The organism is bacterium, assembly GCA_023135785.1.
Taxonomy (GTDB): Bacteria; CAIJMQ01; CAIJMQ01; order CAIJMQ01; family CAIJMQ01; genus CAZNJA01.
In genome coordinates this window covers 21,108-37,049 of the sequence record JAGLSL010000038.1, presented here as the reverse complement: position 1 = coordinate 37,049, position 15,942 = coordinate 21,108, and the positions used below count along the sequence as shown (strand labels likewise).

General features: G+C 37.3%; 16 protein-coding genes and 3 tRNA genes. 15 read left to right on the top strand and 4 right to left on the bottom strand.

The features are described 5' to 3' along the window. The 4 genes from KAS42_03470 to KAS42_03455 all read left to right on the top strand — a co-directional run. A partial coding sequence (locus tag KAS42_03470; protein ID MCK4905285.1) for a type II secretion system F family protein occupies positions 1-844 on the top strand: 844 nt, incomplete at its 5' end. A 184-nt stretch (positions 845-1,028) separates the two neighbouring features. Continuing rightward, positions 1,029-1,751 carry a tRNA (adenosine(37)-N6)-threonylcarbamoyltransferase complex dimerization subunit type 1 TsaB gene (gene tsaB / locus KAS42_03465; GenBank protein ID MCK4905284.1) on the top strand — a complete coding sequence of 241 codons (723 nt, stop codon included), beginning with the start codon at positions 1,029-1,031 and terminating at the stop codon, positions 1,749-1,751. Positions 1,752-1,821: 70 nt separating this feature from the next. Beyond that, a complete protein-coding gene (locus KAS42_03460; protein ID MCK4905283.1) occupies positions 1,822-3,015 on the top strand; it encodes an NAD-dependent malic enzyme in 1,194 nt (397 codons plus the stop codon). Positions 3,016-3,092: 77 nt separating this feature from the next. Continuing rightward, on the top strand, positions 3,093-4,076 hold the full coding sequence (locus tag KAS42_03455) for a PAC2 family protein (GenBank protein ID MCK4905282.1): 984 nt from the start codon (positions 3,093-3,095) through the stop codon (positions 4,074-4,076). 116 nt (positions 4,077-4,192) lie between these two features. Here the strand turns inward: KAS42_03455 and KAS42_03450 are convergent, their stop codons facing one another. From KAS42_03450 to KAS42_03435, 4 genes are all read right to left on the bottom strand, one after another. Then, positions 4,193-4,714: a hypothetical protein gene (locus KAS42_03450; GenBank protein MCK4905281.1), complete on the bottom strand. Its 522-nt coding sequence runs from the start codon at positions 4,712-4,714 to the stop codon at positions 4,193-4,195. A gap of 123 nt (positions 4,715-4,837) precedes the next feature. Next, positions 4,838-5,332: a hypothetical protein gene (locus KAS42_03445; GenBank protein MCK4905280.1), complete on the bottom strand. Its 495-nt coding sequence runs from the start codon at positions 5,330-5,332 to the stop codon at positions 4,838-4,840. Beyond that, the gene (locus tag KAS42_03440; GenBank protein ID MCK4905279.1) at positions 5,325-6,284 is read right to left on the bottom strand and encodes a hypothetical protein; all 960 of its coding nucleotides are present in this window, start codon (positions 6,282-6,284) and stop codon (positions 5,325-5,327) included. Before KAS42_03440 ends, KAS42_03445 begins: the two co-directional genes overlap by 8 nt. A 119-nt stretch (positions 6,285-6,403) precedes the next feature. After that, on the bottom strand, positions 6,404-7,111 hold the full coding sequence (locus KAS42_03435; protein MCK4905278.1) for a DNA alkylation repair protein: 708 nt from the start codon (positions 7,109-7,111) through the stop codon (positions 6,404-6,406). A 152-nt stretch (positions 7,112-7,263) separates the two neighbouring features. Here KAS42_03435 and KAS42_03430 point away from each other — a divergent pair. From KAS42_03430 to KAS42_03380, 11 genes are all read left to right on the top strand, one after another. Beyond that, a tRNA-Ser gene (locus tag KAS42_03430) sits at positions 7,264-7,348 on the top strand. Between the two features lie 71 nt (positions 7,349-7,419). After that, a complete protein-coding gene (locus tag KAS42_03425) occupies positions 7,420-7,665 on the top strand; it encodes a GIY-YIG nuclease family protein (GenBank protein ID MCK4905277.1) in 246 nt (81 codons plus the stop codon). A 57-nt stretch (positions 7,666-7,722) separates the two neighbouring features. Beyond that, a tRNA-Arg gene (locus KAS42_03420) sits at positions 7,723-7,798 on the top strand. A gap of 102 nt (positions 7,799-7,900) precedes the next feature. Continuing rightward, positions 7,901-7,990 (top strand) — tRNA-Ser (locus KAS42_03415). 350 nt (positions 7,991-8,340) lie between these two features. Next, complete coding sequence (locus KAS42_03410) at positions 8,341-9,432, top strand: aminopeptidase P family protein (GenBank protein ID MCK4905276.1); 1,092 nt, start codon at positions 8,341-8,343, stop codon at positions 9,430-9,432. A 34-nt stretch (positions 9,433-9,466) separates the two neighbouring features. After that, positions 9,467-10,039, top strand: coding sequence for an elongation factor P (gene efp / locus KAS42_03405; GenBank protein ID MCK4905275.1), 573 nt, complete (start codon positions 9,467-9,469; stop codon positions 10,037-10,039). Continuing rightward, positions 10,039-10,518 (top strand): acetyl-CoA carboxylase biotin carboxyl carrier protein, encoded by a 480-nt coding sequence (gene accB / locus KAS42_03400; protein MCK4905274.1) that lies wholly within the window; start codon positions 10,039-10,041, stop codon positions 10,516-10,518. Before efp ends, accB begins: the two co-directional genes overlap by 1 nt. Positions 10,519-10,589: 71 nt before the next feature. Beyond that, positions 10,590-11,954, top strand: a complete 1,365-nt coding sequence (gene accC / locus KAS42_03395) for an acetyl-CoA carboxylase biotin carboxylase subunit (GenBank protein ID MCK4905273.1) — start codon at positions 10,590-10,592, stop codon at positions 11,952-11,954. Between the two features lie 29 nt (positions 11,955-11,983). After that, a complete protein-coding gene (gene amaP, locus KAS42_03390) occupies positions 11,984-12,535 on the top strand; it encodes an alkaline shock response membrane anchor protein AmaP (protein ID MCK4905272.1) in 552 nt (183 codons plus the stop codon). Positions 12,536-12,792: 257 nt separating this feature from the next. After that, positions 12,793-15,180 carry an endopeptidase La gene (gene lon / locus KAS42_03385; GenBank protein MCK4905271.1) on the top strand — a complete coding sequence of 796 codons (2,388 nt, stop codon included), beginning with the start codon at positions 12,793-12,795 and terminating at the stop codon, positions 15,178-15,180. Between the two features lie 170 nt (positions 15,181-15,350). Next, positions 15,351-15,941: an HAD family phosphatase gene (locus KAS42_03380; protein MCK4905270.1), complete on the top strand. Its 591-nt coding sequence runs from the start codon at positions 15,351-15,353 to the stop codon at positions 15,939-15,941. Position 15,942 lies beyond the last annotated feature (1 nt).

Here is a 15,942-nt window from a genome sequence, read left to right as displayed (position 1 = left end):
CAGTGTAACAGCAGAGATTGAAAAAGGTGCAACTCTGACTGGCGCGATGAAGGTTCATCCTAATGTTTTTTCTTCGCTACAGCTAAGAATCGTAGAAATAGGAGAAAAGTCAGGCAAATTAGACGCAAGCTTATTTAAAATTGGAGATAATCTTGAACGCAACCACAAGATTCAGGCAAAATTGACAACAGGTTCCCTATATCCTGTTTTTTTAATTCACGCGGCGATTTTGATCCCTGCGGTTCCTACGCTTTTCCTGGACGGTTTTATGCCTTTTTTGGAAACAGTATCGGGAGCATTAATGTTCTTATACGGTTTTTTCTTTCTTATACTATTAATAGTAAAGATTTCCAACAGAATTTATGTATTGAAAAGTTTTTCGCAGTATTTTTTTGGTTATATTCCTATCATAGGCCCGTTGATAAAAAGACTTGCTATCGCCCGTTTTATGTGGAACTTAAGCGCGCTGCACAGCGCCGGAGAAAATATGGTAAGGGCGGTTAGCCTTGCGGCGGAAGGTTGCGGTAATATCCCTATCACAAATGCTGTTTTCAAAGTTTTACCCGACATAGAGCAAGGCGGAAGTTTAACATCAGCGTTTAGAAAGGTAAGATTTTTCCCTAGTCTTGTGATTGAAATGTTGTCCGCAGGTGAAGAGAGCGGGCAGATTGATGCTATGTTGGACAAAATAGCAGAGTACTATGAGGCGGAAAGTGATGAGATAATAAAAAGAATTATTATTATTCTGCCTATTTTAATCTACCTTGTGGTGGCGATATATATCGGGTCTATAATTATCAAATTTTATACGGGATACTTAGGTCAGTTCGACAACCTCTTTTAGTGTTTTTAGATTTTCCTTTTGAGTTTAGTTAAAATATAAATTTTAACGCTAATGTTGACATTGCGAACAATAGAAATTACAATTCGCTCGCCCTGTTAGACCCGCAAGAATAATAAATGTTTCAGAATTTTTTTTAACGGGTTTATAACTTTTTTAAATCGGGACAACTTATTTACACATTAAAATGAAAACTAAAAGTTTCTCCAAAATTGAAAATTTCTCTAAGATTTTAGGAATTCAGACATCCACTTTTATATGGAGTGTTGCCCTTATAGATGGAGAAAAAATTATTGGAGAATATGTCTTTGATTCGTACGGACGGCTTTCCCAAATATTAGTTCCCGCAATTGACGAATTGTTAAGTAAAACGGGAATAAAAAAAGAAGAAATAGAAGGCATTGCCGTTGCCAAAGGCCCCGGTTTGTTTACCGGAACTAGACTGGGCATGTCTGTTGCAAAAGGTTTATCTATCGGGTTGGATATTCCCGTTGTCGGCATATCCATATTAGATGCGCTTGCTTTTAATCTGTCGTATTGTACCTACCCAATTTGCGCTTTAATATCGTCTCGGGGACAAGACGTATTTTCGGCGTTGTATAAAGTTTCTAATCGGGGGTTTAAAAAAATAGAAAAAGAATCAGTTTTGGATATTGAAAAGCGGCTTAAAAAAATAAAGAAACCGACGATATTTATCGGTGAAGCCGCCGTAAGATATAAAGTTCTAATAAAGAAAAAATTAGGCAAATCGGCTATTTTTGCGCCTCTAGCCCTAAATTATATACGAGCTTCGGACATTGCTTTTCAGGCGCATGGTAAAATGAGCAAAGCTGGCAAACTTTCTTCATTGAATTTAAAAGCGCAATATTTAAGACCTGGCGTTGACTCCATTAGAAGTTCTGCCAACTGATATAATGGCAGGCAGTTGCCTTTGGCTGTTTACTTCTAACGGGGGGTTAAATAAAAAAGAGAAAATAATAATGAAAAAAAATGTATATACAGAATCGTTAAAACTGCACAAAAAATTAAAAGGCAAGCTGGAAATAATTTCTAAAGTGCCTCTTAAAACAAAAAAAGATTTATCTTTATTATATACACCCGGAGTTGCTAAACCTTCAGAAGACATTGCGAAAGATAAAGATAAATCCTATCTTTATACAGGCAGAGGTAATCTTGTAGCTGTTGTATCCGACGGCTCGGCGGTTCTTGGACTTGGCAATATCGGAGCCGAGGGTGCTATGCCGGTTATGGAGGGTAAATGTCTGCTTTTCAAAGAACTTGCGGGAGTAGATGCGTTCCCTATATGTTTGGATACGCAGGATGCTGATGAAATATGCGAATGCATAAAACATCTTGAGCCGAGTTTTGGAGGTATAAATCTTGAAGACATTTCTTCCCCGCGTTGTTTCTTAATAGAAGAAAAATTAAAAAAGATACTTAGCATTCCTGTATTCCACGATGATCAGCATGGCACAGCAGTTGTGGTGTTAGCCGCGTTAATTAACGCTTTAAAACTTACAAAAAGGAACCTTTCTCAGGTAAAAGCTATTATTAACGGTACAGGTGCCGCAGGTGTGGCAATAGCTAAACTTCTTTTGAACACAGGAGTTAAAGATATTCTAATGTGCGATAGAAGCGGAATTATTTATAAGGGGCGAAAAAACAATATGAATTTTATAAAAGAAGAAATCGCAAAAATAACGAATAAAAATAATTTAAAAGGTAATTTAAAAAATGCGTTTGTTTCAAGCAATCTGTTCATCGGTGTATCAGCGTCCAATTGTGTCACCAGGCAAATGGTAAAAACAATGGAAAAAGACCCGATAATATTTGCGATGTCCAATCCTATCCCTGAAATTATGCCCGATGAAGCAAAAAAAGCAGGCGCAAGAATAATAGGTACAGGCAGGTCGGATTTTCCAAATCAGATTAACAATGTATTGGGCTTTCCCGGTATTTTTAAAGGCGCTTTTTCCGTTAGAGCAAGCGTCATAAACGAAGAAATGAAACTTGCGGCTTCATATGCAATAGCTTCACTTGTGCCCGCAAACAAATTAAGCGAAGACTATTTTATACCTTCGCCTCTTGATAAAAAAGTCTCCGCTAAAGTTGCAAAAGAAGTGGCAAAGGCGGCGATAAAAACAAAAGTGAATAAAATAGATTTCAGCGATTAAATGAAACGGATTCCGGCGATTATTTTTTCTTATAATCATTGTAATCTATTTAGGAATCTCTGTAATCATCGTTTAAAATGATAAAAATAAAATCAAGACCGAAATTGAAAAAACCCATATTAATCGCCGCTTGGCCCGGAATGGGCGGTGTTGCTTTCAAAGCAGTTTCATATCTTATGCAGAAATTACCCGTAAAAGAATTCGCTGAAATTCCTTCAACTACTTATTCGCCGCCAACATCAATAAGCGCAAAAGACAATATAATCCAAGCGCCATATTTTCCTAAAAACAAGTTTTATTATTACAAAGATGCGGCATTAAAAAACGACATAATTCTGTTTCTCGGCGAAACCCAACCCTCATCATCAAAACAATACGAACTTGCTCGGGAAATAGTAGCATTTGCGAAAAAACTTAAAGTAGGATTGATATACACTCTTGCGGGAATGCTTATATACGAAGAAAACATAGCCGGATTAAAAGTATGGGGCGTTGCCACAAATTCTAAACTTATCGACAAACTAAAAACATATGAAGTAAAACCGATGAAAGCGGCATACATAAGCGGACTAAACGGTCTGCTTCTGGGAGTGGCAAAGGAATCGGGAATTTTGGGCGCGTGTCTTCTTGCGGAACTACCTTTTTATGCTTTGCAAATAGAATATACTCCGTCCTGTCTTGCCGCACTTGATGTTTTATCTAAAATGTTTAATCTAAAAATCGATATGAAACAGATGCAAGCTTCATCCGCCGAGGCAAAAAGACAGATAAAAAAACTTATAGACCATATAAGAGAAAATCTACTTGTTGAAGAAGGAGATGAGGCGCAAGGCGAAATGGAAGGGGATGAAGAAGAGGACGCTTCTAAAAAACTTGAAAAAGAATTGGGCATAAGTTCCGAAATCTCACCCCAGGTAAAATATAGAATAGAAAAACTATTTGATGTCTGCAAAAAAGACACTAAAAAAGCATTGGAACTAAAAGCGCTTCTTGATAAATGGGAGCTTTTCAAACACTACGAAGATAGATTCCTTGACCTATTCAAAAAGGAAAACCAATAAAAACCTCGCCGAAACTCGTAAAGTGAAGGCGGGTTTAAGAAGGAGAATCAGTAGGGTTGTTCTTAATAATATTGCTTGGGGTAAACGGGAAAAACATTTATCTACCATCGTTGCATTTAACCTGCAAGTCCTACAAATAATGATCCTATTAATGAAAACAACCAGCCGAATACTTTAAATATTTGCTTAAATATTGCATTTAATCCCCAGACCCCATCTAAAAATACAAGTAGAGTCAGCAAGAATATTAAAAAATTTGTCGTTGCTTGTTGTTGCTCTAATTCACCTCTAATAAAAATTCCAAATCCCCATTCATTTGGGCGTGCATAAGGGGACTCCTTGTTACAGTTTCCATCGAATTGATAAGTAATAAATTTTGTCGTTTCTCTATTTTCTGGTTCAACAGTACATCCTACCCACGCTTGCCCCTTTAGTATTATAGTTAATGGATTTGGCCACCAAAGTATGATTTCTTGGCCTGGATTTAGTTCCGGGAAAGAAAACTCTTCGTCTATTGGATGGTAAATTTCACATCCTTCGGCAGATCGCAATAGCATTCTTTTTATTTTTCCTTTAGGTGTGTTTTTCTTGTCAATATTTTTTATTTTTAGACCAAATTTAAAAGATTGACTTTGCACCAGATATTTTACTCCCTTGAAAAACTTTCTTTTTTTTCACAGGCAAAATCAATAAGTAATTTGTATTCGGTTGGTTGTTTTTTTTGTTGATTTTCTTCTATATTATTTTAGGGGCAGCCTCGTTTACTTCAATAGTTCCGAAAGAACATCTTTAAGGTTGTGGATATCTAATAAATCGCATTTCTTTTTGGTGAGTTTGAAACTTGAATTTTGACCTCGCCCCATAGATACTAAAGTTCCCACCTTGTTGGTTGCAATGTCTGCCTTACTATATGTTTGGAAAAGCAGTTTACTCGGAGTAACACCTAAACATATAATAAAATCGTATCTATAATCAAGACGAATATGATTAAATTGAAAACTACCCGCAGTATCTTCAGATGCTAACTTTACCTCAAAATTTTTATTTCCAATTGTTATATCTTTATCCCCAGTGCGTCCAAAATTTTCAGCAGTAAAGCCAAGTTCTCTCGCATATTGTGTTATAAATTCTTGCCCAGTATCTCCCTTACTGGTATTGCCTAAATGTTTAAAGGCTTCGTGAGGTTGTCCTGCCCACTTTTTATCTATTATTTTGCTTATCGCAACATCACGAAAAATTTTGAGAGGGTCAGACATTTAATTTTCCATTTTCTATTAATGCTTGTTTAATATGATACATAGAAATATGTCTACAATTATGTGCTGCAAGATTGCTGTATTTATCCCAATTTATACTCTTTAAAATTTTTGTGATTTTTCTTTTCTCTTTTTTAATTAAGATACCATAGCCACAACCATATTTTACTTTTGAAAAATTATTAACCAACTTTGGATATTTTCCAAAATATGTTCTTTGTAGAAAAGTATTGCAATTATCAATTTTATTCATACCGCACAATCTTTCTTTTCGTAAATCAACCGTAAACAAATCAATAAAAGGGTCGCATTCGCTTAAATCGGGTAAAGCAGGAGCATTGCCCTTTTTCCAAATCTGCCAAAGGGTATTTATCTGCGTTTTTTCTCCGTTGGGTAATACAAATAAATCGTTTGGAAGTTTTTCTGAATGGACTAATTTCATTCCTATCACTCTGTTTTTAGGACTACCCTTTCCATCACTCTGGAATGACATTGGCAAAATAAACCCCACATAATTGCAAAATTCTGCTGCACGATTTATAAAAGCTAATGCCAGCCAACCCCTATACCCAAACGGAGGATTTCCGATCGAGATACAGGGTCTATTGTCTGTATGATTTGGTTCCCAAGTTAAAAAGTCCTGCTGGACATATTCTTTATTATATTTTTCTACATCTATACCAATGCGATTTTTTTTGGGTAAAAGATTATAAAAAGAACCAGTCCCTGCACTTGGTTCAATAATCTTATAATTATTTAAAATCACCTTATCTTTTTTAAGAAATTTTTGCAATGAGTTCCAGCAATACTTTGCTACTTCGGGTAAAGTATTAAATTGGTCTAATCCAATTTCCCTACCACGAACCCAAATAGGGATACGGTCAGTATTTTGCCAAGCCTTATCTCTAATTGAAATTGCGTTCATCGTTTCTTTAATTATTATATCAAACATTAAAAATATAAAATAGTGGATAAAAAACTCTTTTTTACCTGTCAACTCCTAAAACTAACTTCATTGCCTTTTTTCTCCACGTAATAAATTTCTACTAAATTTAAACGTGGCTTTGTGCTTTATTTTCTCATAGCTTTCTTGCGCATCTTCTCCGGCATTTTTTCTATGGCATAGCGTAAGGCGGTTCGCGGCATAACTTGTTTGTTTTTCATTACATAATCAAAAACTTCTTTTTGATGTTTTTGGCTTGTTACCTTAAGGAGCCAGCCGTATCCTTTTTGGACCATATCGTCTTCATCAAGCAATAAGCTGTCGGCTATTTCAAAGATGTCTTTCAGGAACATTCCTTTTCTTGCGGGCAGAATAAGCGTTACTGCAGAAGCGCGTCTTACCCATCTGTTTTTGGACTTTGTCCACTTTTTTAGTTCTTTTATGAATTGTGGAAATTTTTCAATGAATGTTCCGATTGTATGGTTGCAGAATGTGTCGCACTGCGCCCAATTAGAGATATGGTTTTTAACCCATTTTTCGAAAGTTTTGAAATCCTTGGGTTCGTAATGTTTATGAAGAGCGCGTGACCAATTATAAGCTATAAAAGATTCTTCCATATATGCCGATTTTAAAAATTTTTCGCAGGCCGCAAATATATCTTTTTTGGGTTTGTGTTTTATGAGTTTAAAATGTTCTTTGGCTATCTTAACTACGAGAGGTGTTTTTACGCCGTGGGCTTTAATTTTTTCTTTGAAGAATTTTTGGATTGATTTTATATTTTTTTTGTTTGAGTTTCGTTTCAGTTTCCTGCGGATATCGGTGATTATATTCTTCATATTTTAATTCCTCCGATTTGGTGATATTATAACAAAAGTCTTTTTAAAAGTGCTCTACGGCGAGACAGATGAACCCAGCCCTTGTCTGTAAGGGCTGGGTAAAATTGACAATAGTCGTCTATTCTGGAAAAATACGCTCCGTAACATTAAAGGGAGAGATGGCTGAGCGGCTGAAAGCGTCCGATTCGAAATCGGATTTCCTGCAAGGGAACGGGGGTTCAAATCCCTCTCTCTCCGCCTTCGCCCGCCATAGCGGGCTTCGGCGGATACAATCCGCCACAGAAGAACGCGACGGTGGGCACTTCAATATGAATGTGAATTATTGTGTTTATATGTTGACTTGTAATGATAAAAAACTTTATATAGGTTGTACCAGTAACCTTAAAGAAAGGATTGAACGACATAGGAAAGGGAATGTTCCTGCTACACAAAATAGATTACCAATTGAATTAATGTGTTACATCTCTTTTCGCAATAAATATTTAGCTTATAATTTTGAAAAGTATCTCAAATCAGGCTCTGGAAGAGTATTTCTAAAAAGACATTTGCTATAGTAAATATTGTAAAATAAGAAATCTCTACTTACCAGTTATTACTTAAAACTTTAATATGCCCCGATAGCTTAGTAGGATAGAGCGCTTCCCTGCGAAGGAAGTAGTGGCCGTTCGAATCGGCCTCGGGGCACCATACAAAACTGGTTAACAATGGTTAAAAACGGTTAATATATGTTGCAAAATCTTTTACGTAACCTTTATTAACCAATATTAACTTCTGTTAACCTGAAGTACTGGAGGAGTGGCAGAGCGGTTGAATGCGACGGTCTTGAAAACCGTTAGATTCGTAAGAGTCTCAGGGGTTCGAATCCTCTCTCCTCCGCCAAAGTTTGCAAAGCAAATTTTGGCGAGATCTCGTCCACCATTTTGATGATGAGGCGGATCCGCAATCCTCATTCCGAAATTGATACGCCCCGATAGCATATTGGAGTTTAAATGTATTAGAATTAGCCCAAAAAACACCTAAAAACGCCGAAAAAGCGTCATTTTTTACATGTTTTTGCTTATTTTAGTTGATTTTTGTTAAAAAATGTGGTATTTTATGCTAAATCGGAATATAGTTCCGATTACCCCACAAAGTATCGGAAAAATATCCCTTCGGGAAATTTTTCGATGGTTTACATTGCGGGGACAACTAAATAAAAACCCGTGCTTTAGCGCGGGGAGATTCAATATATGAATTACGAATTCCGCAGAAAAAAAATAATAAAAAAGTTAAAACGTAAGGGGATAGATTCGTTTCTTACTCGTGAACAGGTTAATGTGCATTATTTATGTCCTTCATTTAAAGGCGAGGGTGTGATTCTTGTAACCAAGGATATTACATTTTTATTGGTGGATTCGCGTTATACCCAACAGGCAAAAATAGAAATTGCGGACGAAAAAGGGATTGAACTTGTCGAAATGAGGAAACCCTTTCTTAAGAGTTTGCTTAAATTATTTGCTAAAGCAGGTATAAAAAATACGGCTTTTGAAGTTGAGCATACAACTTATGACTTTTTTGAAACACTTAAAAAAAGCTGTAAAGGGATAAAACTTGAACCGACGAAAGGTTGGGTTGAGAATTTAAGAATCATAAAAGATGATGAGGAAGCTAAAAATATCCGCCGTGCTTGTAATATCATTGACAAGGCAATGACAACGCTTATAAAGAATATAAAATGGGGCAGGATGAGCGAGTTGGATTTGGCTAATGAGTTGGAATACGGATTAAAAAAGGAAGGTTCGGGACATCTGCCGTTTTATCCGATTATAGCTTCGGGAAGCAGAGCTTCTTTTCCACACGCACACCCTACCAATGAGCTTTTGCGGGAGGGCGAGCTTGTGATTATTGACTGTGGCGCAAGTTGTCAAGGGTATGGTTCTGACTTGACACGCACTATAGGTAAAAATATAATGGACGCAAAGAAAAAAGAGACATATAACCTTGTCCTGAAAGTTCAAGAAACCGCAATAAAAAATGTCAAGCCCGGAGTTAAGACTTCTGATTTGTGTAAGTTAGTACGCGAGATGTTTTGGGAAAAAGATGTTGCGCAATTTTTTATTCACGGACTTGGACATGGGGTTGGATTAAATATACACGAGGCGCCTTCTCTTTCTTCTCACGGAAGCGTGAATTTGAAAGAAGGGATGGTCATAACTATTGAACCGGGGATTTACATCCCCAATAAATACGGAGTTAGAATAGAAGATACGGTATTAGTCACTTCAAAAGGATGTGAAGTGCTTACCAGCCTTTATAAAAGTTGTTGGCAGTCCACGCCCTAAAGATTGTCGGGCAGGCTTCTTCTTAAAAAACACTATGGAAACTAGAACTGTTGTTCCCAACCAATTTACTAAAGGCATGTATATTCTTTACAACGGCGGGATTTTTTCTATCGTTGAGTTCCATCATATTAAAGTAGCACAGCGCCGAGCTACTATGGCGGTTAGAATGAAAAATATTGTTACGGGTCAGGTTTTGGAGCCCAGCTTAAGGTCGGATGAGACGATAAAACAGGTTATATTGGAAGACAAAAAAGTTACCTATCTTTATTCTGATGGGGGTCTATTCCATTTTATGGATACGGAAACAGGCAGGGAAATCTCCTTGTCGGATAAAAAAGTGGGTGACCAGAAATTTTATATGAAAGAAGGGGACAGCGTATCTATTGCCGAGAGCGGAGGAGACCCTATAACTTTAAAACTGCCCGTATCTGTCGTGCTTAAAATAGTTGAAACACCGCCGGGGTTTAAAGGAGATACAGCTGCAGGCGGTTCTAAACCCGCAATGCTGGAAACAGGTATTACCATTAAAGTGCCCCTTTTTGTAAAAGAGGGCGATATAGTTAAAGTGGATACTCGCACTGGCGAGTATTTAGAAAGGGCAAAATAATGGACCTAAAAGAGTTAAAAAAGATTATTGCGATTTTTCAGAAAGCGAAAATCGCAGAGTTGGAAGTGGAAAGCGAAGGGGTTCGGTTTAAGTTGAAAAAGGAAGTAAAGGAAAGAAAAACTTCTAATCGCAGGGAAATTCCCGCGGAAGTTATTTCTGTACCTGCTCAACCTTTGGAACAGACTCAGAAACAGCCACAAATACAAGAGCAAGAACCAAAACTAGAAGAGGGGACGCATGAAATAGTTTCTCCGATGATTGGGACTTTTTATTCTTCTCCTGAGCCTGATTCTGCGTCTTTTGTGGAGATAGGGCAGGAAATCAACGAAGACGATACGGTGTGTATCATTGAAGCAATGAAGATAATGAACGAGATAAAGGCAGATGTTAAAGGCAAAATTGTAAAAATGTTGGCGGAAAATGGTCAGCCAGTGGAATTTGGACAGCCGCTATTTTTGGTAGAACTTCCGCCTAAATAAAAAAACAGAAGACAGAAATCAGAGGGCAGATAACAGAAACCGGATTCTAAATAGAAAAAACTAAGAAAAATATGTTTTCAAAAGTACTTGTAGCAAACAGAGGAGAAATAGCTGTAAGAGTCATAAGGACTCTGAACGAAATGGGAATCCGTACGGTAGCCGTATATTCTCAAGCCGACAAAGATTCTCTTCATACCAAAATTGCCAATGAATCTATATGCATAGGTTCTGCGGCGGCTTCGGAAAGTTATCTTAATATGGCAGCGATAATTTCTGCGGCTGAGATAACAAATGTGGAAGCTATACATCCAGGTTATGGATTTTTGGCGGAGAATGCGCATTTTGCTGATGTGTGCTCGTCTTGCAATATAACTTTTATAGGTCCCTCGGCCGAAGCGCTAAGATTGATGGGAGACAAGGTTCAGGCACGCAAAATTATGAAAAAAGCAGGGGTGCCTGTTACTCCGGGAAGTGAAGATGTTGTTAATAATAAAGAAGAAGCCTTGAAACTTGCTAAAAAAATTGGTTATCCGGTTATTATTAAAGCTGCAAAGGGCGGTGGTGGGAAAGGGATGAGAATAGCTTACAATGACGGAAAGTTTGTTTCTTTGTTTATCGCTTGCCAAAGAGAAGTAGAAGTAGCGTTTGGAGATGCGAGTCTTTACATTGAAAAATTTATGCCATATTCCCGCCACATAGAGGTGCAAGTATTGGCAGACAAAAAAGGAAATGTGCTTACTCTTGGAGAAAGGGATTGCTCAATTCAAAGAAGATATCAGAAGCTATTGGAAGAGTCTCCTTCTCCTGTCGTAAATGCCAAAGAAAGAAAGAAACTTTTCAAATATACGGCGGAGGCGGTGAAAGCTATAAATTATACAAATGCGGGAACCGTGGAATTTCTTATGGATAAGGCGGGACAATTTTATTTTATGGAGATGAATACCAGGTTACAAGTAGAGCATCCCGTAACAGAAATGGTTTGCAATATAGATTTAGTAAAAGAACAAGTTCGCATCGCTTCGGGCGAACTTATAGGATATTCTGCCGATTCGACCCAGCCCAAAGGATGGGCGATAGAATGCAGAATAAATGCCGAAGATATCAATGCGGATTTCATGCCTTCTCCGGGTAAGATAACAAATCTTCGTTTGCCCGGAGGCCCTTTTGTTAGGGTGGACACGCATCTTTATAGCGGCTATATTATTCCTCCGTATTATGATTCTTTGTTGGCAAAATTAATTGTGTGGGGAAGGGACAGAAATGAAGCTATTGCCCGTATGAAAAGAGCGTTAGACGAATTTATTATAGAGGGAGTTAAAACTACGATTCCGTTTCACAAACGACTAATATCGCATCCTTTTTTTATTAAAGGCGACGATTATTCGGAATTACTTGATAAAATTTTAAGCAGGCAAAGAAAGGTCTCTGGTCTCTAGGGAGTCGGAGAACCAAAAGGAGGGTTACAATGAGAGTGTATAACGGGTTTATGTTGTTTTTAGCCACGGTAGTTTTTATAGGGCTGGGAGTATTATTAATTTTATTTAGCTTGGATGTAATTACAGTAGACGCATTGGTTAAAGAGCACAGTTTTAAGATTCTTATTGGTGGGATTAGTTTTGCTCTATTAGGGATTGTGGAAATAATTATAGCTGTACAGAGTTTAAACAAAATGCCGGTAGTGGCGTTTAGCAATCCTTTGGGAGAAGTAAGAGTTGCATATGACGCGCTTGAAGGTTATGTCAAAAGTCTAAGCACGGAAATACACGAGATAAAAGACGCCAAACCACAAGTAGTTGCAGGTAGAGACGGCATTGAAATCCATGCTCGATTAGTCGTAGAAAGAGATGTCAATCTTCCCGAACTTACTTCTAAGTTTCAAGATTTGGTGTCGAGATATGTTAAGGACGTAATGGGAATAGACAGCATTACTGCCATTAAAGTTTATGTACAAAGAATTGCGACGAGGAAAGACCGTTCTGTTCAAGAAGAAACTTTTTCAGAAGAAGAGAACACGTAAATCATAGATATAATAAAATTTATAGTAAAAAAGAAAGGCAACTTGTTTGTGAGTTTACGAGACCTGTTTTTCTTGAACTTTGCGATCTATCATAATTTTTGATAAAGGAGGTTGGTGTTTTGTCCTTAAAAAATAAATCTCGAAAATCTAAAAAGAATCCTCTGGGTACGCCCAGTATTAAACAGACAAAAGGCGTTGCTCGCCCATTAGATGTTTTTCCGCTTCTTCCTTTGAGAGATGTGGTTGTCTTTCCTTATATGGTTGCTCCGCTTCTTGTCGGACGCCAAGTGTCTATAAATGCAGTAAACAGGGCATGGGCAAACAAAAGCAGAACAATAGTTCTTGTTACTCAAAAAAACCCCTCGATAGAGATTATTACGCCTCAAAATTTATATAAGGTTGGAATTTTAGGGAAAATAATTCAGGCTGTAAAAATGGACGAGGGCTATTTTAAGGTTCTTATCGAAGGTCTAAAAAGAGTAAAAATAAAATCTTTTTCTCAGTTTTCCGGTAAAGGGAAAGCAGGGACGTCCATGACGGCGGAAGTTTCTTATGAAGACGATGATACGTTTTATCAGAAAGAAGTTGCTTCGGTTTCCTTTGACAATTCTTCCTTGCATATCGCAAAAGAAGCAATGCTTATTAATCAGGTAAAAAATGAATTCAAACAATACGCTAAACTCAATACAAAGACGTTATCTTCGCGTGCTTCTTTATCGGGGCAAGGTGGTAATGATTATATGAATTCCGTTCAACAGATATCTCAGGCTGGAAAACTTGCGGATATAGTCTCTTCTTATCTTCCGTTAAAAACACAGGCCAAACAACAACTACTTGAAATATTCTCTCCTCATATAAGGTTAACTAAAGTATCTGAACTGTTGAAAACTGAAATTGAAGTTATAAAAGTTGAAGAAAAAATACACGGAAAAGTTAAAGAGAAGATACGTAAAACGCAGAAAGAATTCTATCTGCAGGAGCAAATGAAAGCGATTCAGAAAGAATTGGGAGGAGAAGAAGACCCCGACATTTCTTCTTTAAAAGAAAAAATTCGCAAAAGCGGTATGCCCAAAGAAGTGGAAAAAAGAGCTTCGGCAGAGGTTGCAAAACTTTCCAAGATGATGAGCATTTCCCCTGAGGCTACAGTCATAAGAAATTATGTTGAATGGTTAACCAATATGCCGTGGAGCAAAGAAACAAAGGACAAGCTTGATATAAAATGGTCTGAGAAAATTCTAAACGAAGACCATTATGGTCTGGAAAAGGTAAAAGAAAGAATTTTGGAATATTTGGCGGTTAGAAAACTTGTTGGCAATCCAAAGGGTCCTATTTTGTGTTTTGCGGGACCGCCGGGAGTTGGTAAAACATCTATCGCTAAGTCCATTGCAAGGGCTTTAGGCAGGAAATTTGCCCGCATTTCATTGGGCGGAGTAAGAGACGAAGCTGAAATAAGAGGTCACAGAAGGACATATATCGGCGCTTTGCCGGGGAAAATAATTCAATCCATGCATAAAGCCGGAAGCAAAAACCCTGTTTTTCTATTAGACGAAATCGATAAAATGAGTATGGATTTTCGAGGCGATCCGTCTGCGGCACTACTTGAAGTGCTTGACCCGGAACAAAACACTCAATTTAATGACCACTACTTAGATGTTGATTTTGACCTTTCAAAGGTTATGTTTATAACTACTGCAAATACTCCATACGCTATACCTCTCTCACTTTTAGATCGCATGGAAATTATTGAGTTTGACGGATATTCGGAAGAAGAAAAAAAACAAATAGCGCTTAAGTTTTTAATATCGAAATTACAAAAATCGCACGGTTTTAAAGAGGGGGAAATATCCATTTCCAATGAAGCGCTCCATAAAATAATAAGATATTATACCCGCGAAGCAGGAGTAAGAAGCCTAGAGCGGGAACTTTCCGCTGTTTTCAGAAAAATGGCGCGAAGAAAAGTTGAAAAGAAATATTCTAACACAAAGAAAAAAGGTGAAAAAATAAAATTTATTGTTACTGAAAAAATGGTGGAAGAACTCCTATTACCTCCGAGATATCATCATCTGATAGCGGAAGAGAAAGATGAAGTAGGGGTTTCTATCGGGCTTGCCGTAAGCGAGACCGGAGGGGAAATTCTTCTGGTTGAAGCAACTGTTATGGAAGGCAAGGGAAAACTTGCCCTAACAGGACAATTAGGAGAAGTAATGCAGGAATCGGCTCAAGCGGCTTTGTCGTACATTCGTTCTCATCATAAAGAGAAATTAAAACTCAAGAAAGATTTCTATAAAGATATTGATATTCATATCCATGTTCCCGAAGGCGCGATTCCCAAAGATGGTCCTTCTGCGGGAGTTGCCATGACAGTTGCTATGGCTTCGGCATTGGCTAAAAAGCCTGTTAGAAAAAAAATAGCTATGACAGGAGAAATTACCCTAAGAGGCAAGGTTCTTCCTGTGGGAGGTATTAAAGGCAAAGTTTTAGCAGCCTATCGTGACGGTATTAAGACGATAATTCTTCCCAAAGAAAACGAAAAAGATTTAATAGGAATTCCTGCTTATGTTAAGAAGAATATTAAGTTCTTACTCGTTGAAGAAATCGGCCAAGTTTTTGAAAAAATATTTACCCCGTTAGAGATGAAAAGGTAAAGTTTGAGCAAAGCGTTATATATAATAAAAAGCAAAAGATTATATACAGGTTTAACTAAGGTTTACGTCCCGATATTACATCGGGACTATCTCTAACGGGGTTTACCCCGTAAGAAATAGCCAAATAATTTTACCTACAAAAAGAAACTGTTTTAGCCCAAATTAATTTTATGATTAAAGCGATTATATTAGATTGGGGCGGTGTGTTGATAGACAATCCCGTTGCCGGATTTATGACGTATTGTTCCCAATATTTAAAAGTGCCTAAAAAAACTTTCATAGAAATCACTTCCAAATTCTACGAAGATTTTGCAAAGGGCAAAGTTACCGAGAACGCATTTTGGAAAAACGCATGCTTTTACCTAAATGTTGCGGTTCCGTCTGTTTCCTCTCTTTTAACAGAAGCGTTCAGGGCTGTGTATTCGGAAAAGAAAGAAGTTTTTTCAATAGTATCTTCTCTAAAAGATAAAGGATATAAAATTGCGCTTTTATCAAATACAGAAATGCCTATGGTGAATTTTTTCCGTGAAAAAAAATATAGTTTTTTTGATTTGACGGTTTTCTCTTGCGTGGAAGGGGTTACTAAACCCGATAAAAAGATTTATGAGATAACTTTGGATAGATTAAAAATAAAACCGCAGGAAGCAGTTTTTATAGATGACAAAGAAGAAAATATTCTCTCTGGGAAAGATTTGGGAATAAATACAATTCTTTTTAAGAATCCTCAGCAGTTCAAAAAGGAACTGTTATCTTTATTGTGAT

Bases quoted from the DNA above. Each gene is read 5' to 3' on its own strand.
- tsaB (MCK4905284.1), top strand. From the start codon at position 1,029: ATGAAAACTAAAAGTTTCTCCAAAATTGAAAATTTCTCTAAGATTTTA.
- KAS42_03460 (MCK4905283.1), top strand. From the start codon at position 1,822: ATGAAAAAAAATGTATATACAGAATCGTTAAAACTGCACAAAAAATTA.
- KAS42_03455 (MCK4905282.1), top strand. From the start codon at position 3,093: ATGATAAAAATAAAATCAAGACCGAAATTGAAAAAACCCATATTAATC.
- KAS42_03445 (MCK4905280.1), bottom strand. From the start codon at position 5,332: ATGTCTGACCCTCTCAAAATTTTTCGTGATGTTGCGATAAGCAAAATA.
- KAS42_03440 (MCK4905279.1), bottom strand. From the start codon at position 6,284: ATGTTTGATATAATAATTAAAGAAACGATGAACGCAATTTCAATTAGA.
- KAS42_03435 (MCK4905278.1), bottom strand. From the start codon at position 7,111: ATGAAGAATATAATCACCGATATCCGCAGGAAACTGAAACGAAACTCA.
- KAS42_03425 (MCK4905277.1), top strand. From the start codon at position 7,420: ATGAATGTGAATTATTGTGTTTATATGTTGACTTGTAATGATAAAAAA.
- KAS42_03410 (MCK4905276.1), top strand. From the start codon at position 8,341: ATGAATTACGAATTCCGCAGAAAAAAAATAATAAAAAAGTTAAAACGT.
- efp (MCK4905275.1), top strand. From the start codon at position 9,467: ATGGAAACTAGAACTGTTGTTCCCAACCAATTTACTAAAGGCATGTAT.
- accB (MCK4905274.1), top strand. From the start codon at position 10,039: ATGGACCTAAAAGAGTTAAAAAAGATTATTGCGATTTTTCAGAAAGCG.
- accC (MCK4905273.1), top strand. From the start codon at position 10,590: ATGTTTTCAAAAGTACTTGTAGCAAACAGAGGAGAAATAGCTGTAAGA.
- amaP (MCK4905272.1), top strand. From the start codon at position 11,984: ATGAGAGTGTATAACGGGTTTATGTTGTTTTTAGCCACGGTAGTTTTT.
- lon (MCK4905271.1), top strand. From the start codon at position 12,793: ATGGTTGCTCCGCTTCTTGTCGGACGCCAAGTGTCTATAAATGCAGTA.
- KAS42_03380 (MCK4905270.1), top strand. From the start codon at position 15,351: ATGATTAAAGCGATTATATTAGATTGGGGCGGTGTGTTGATAGACAAT.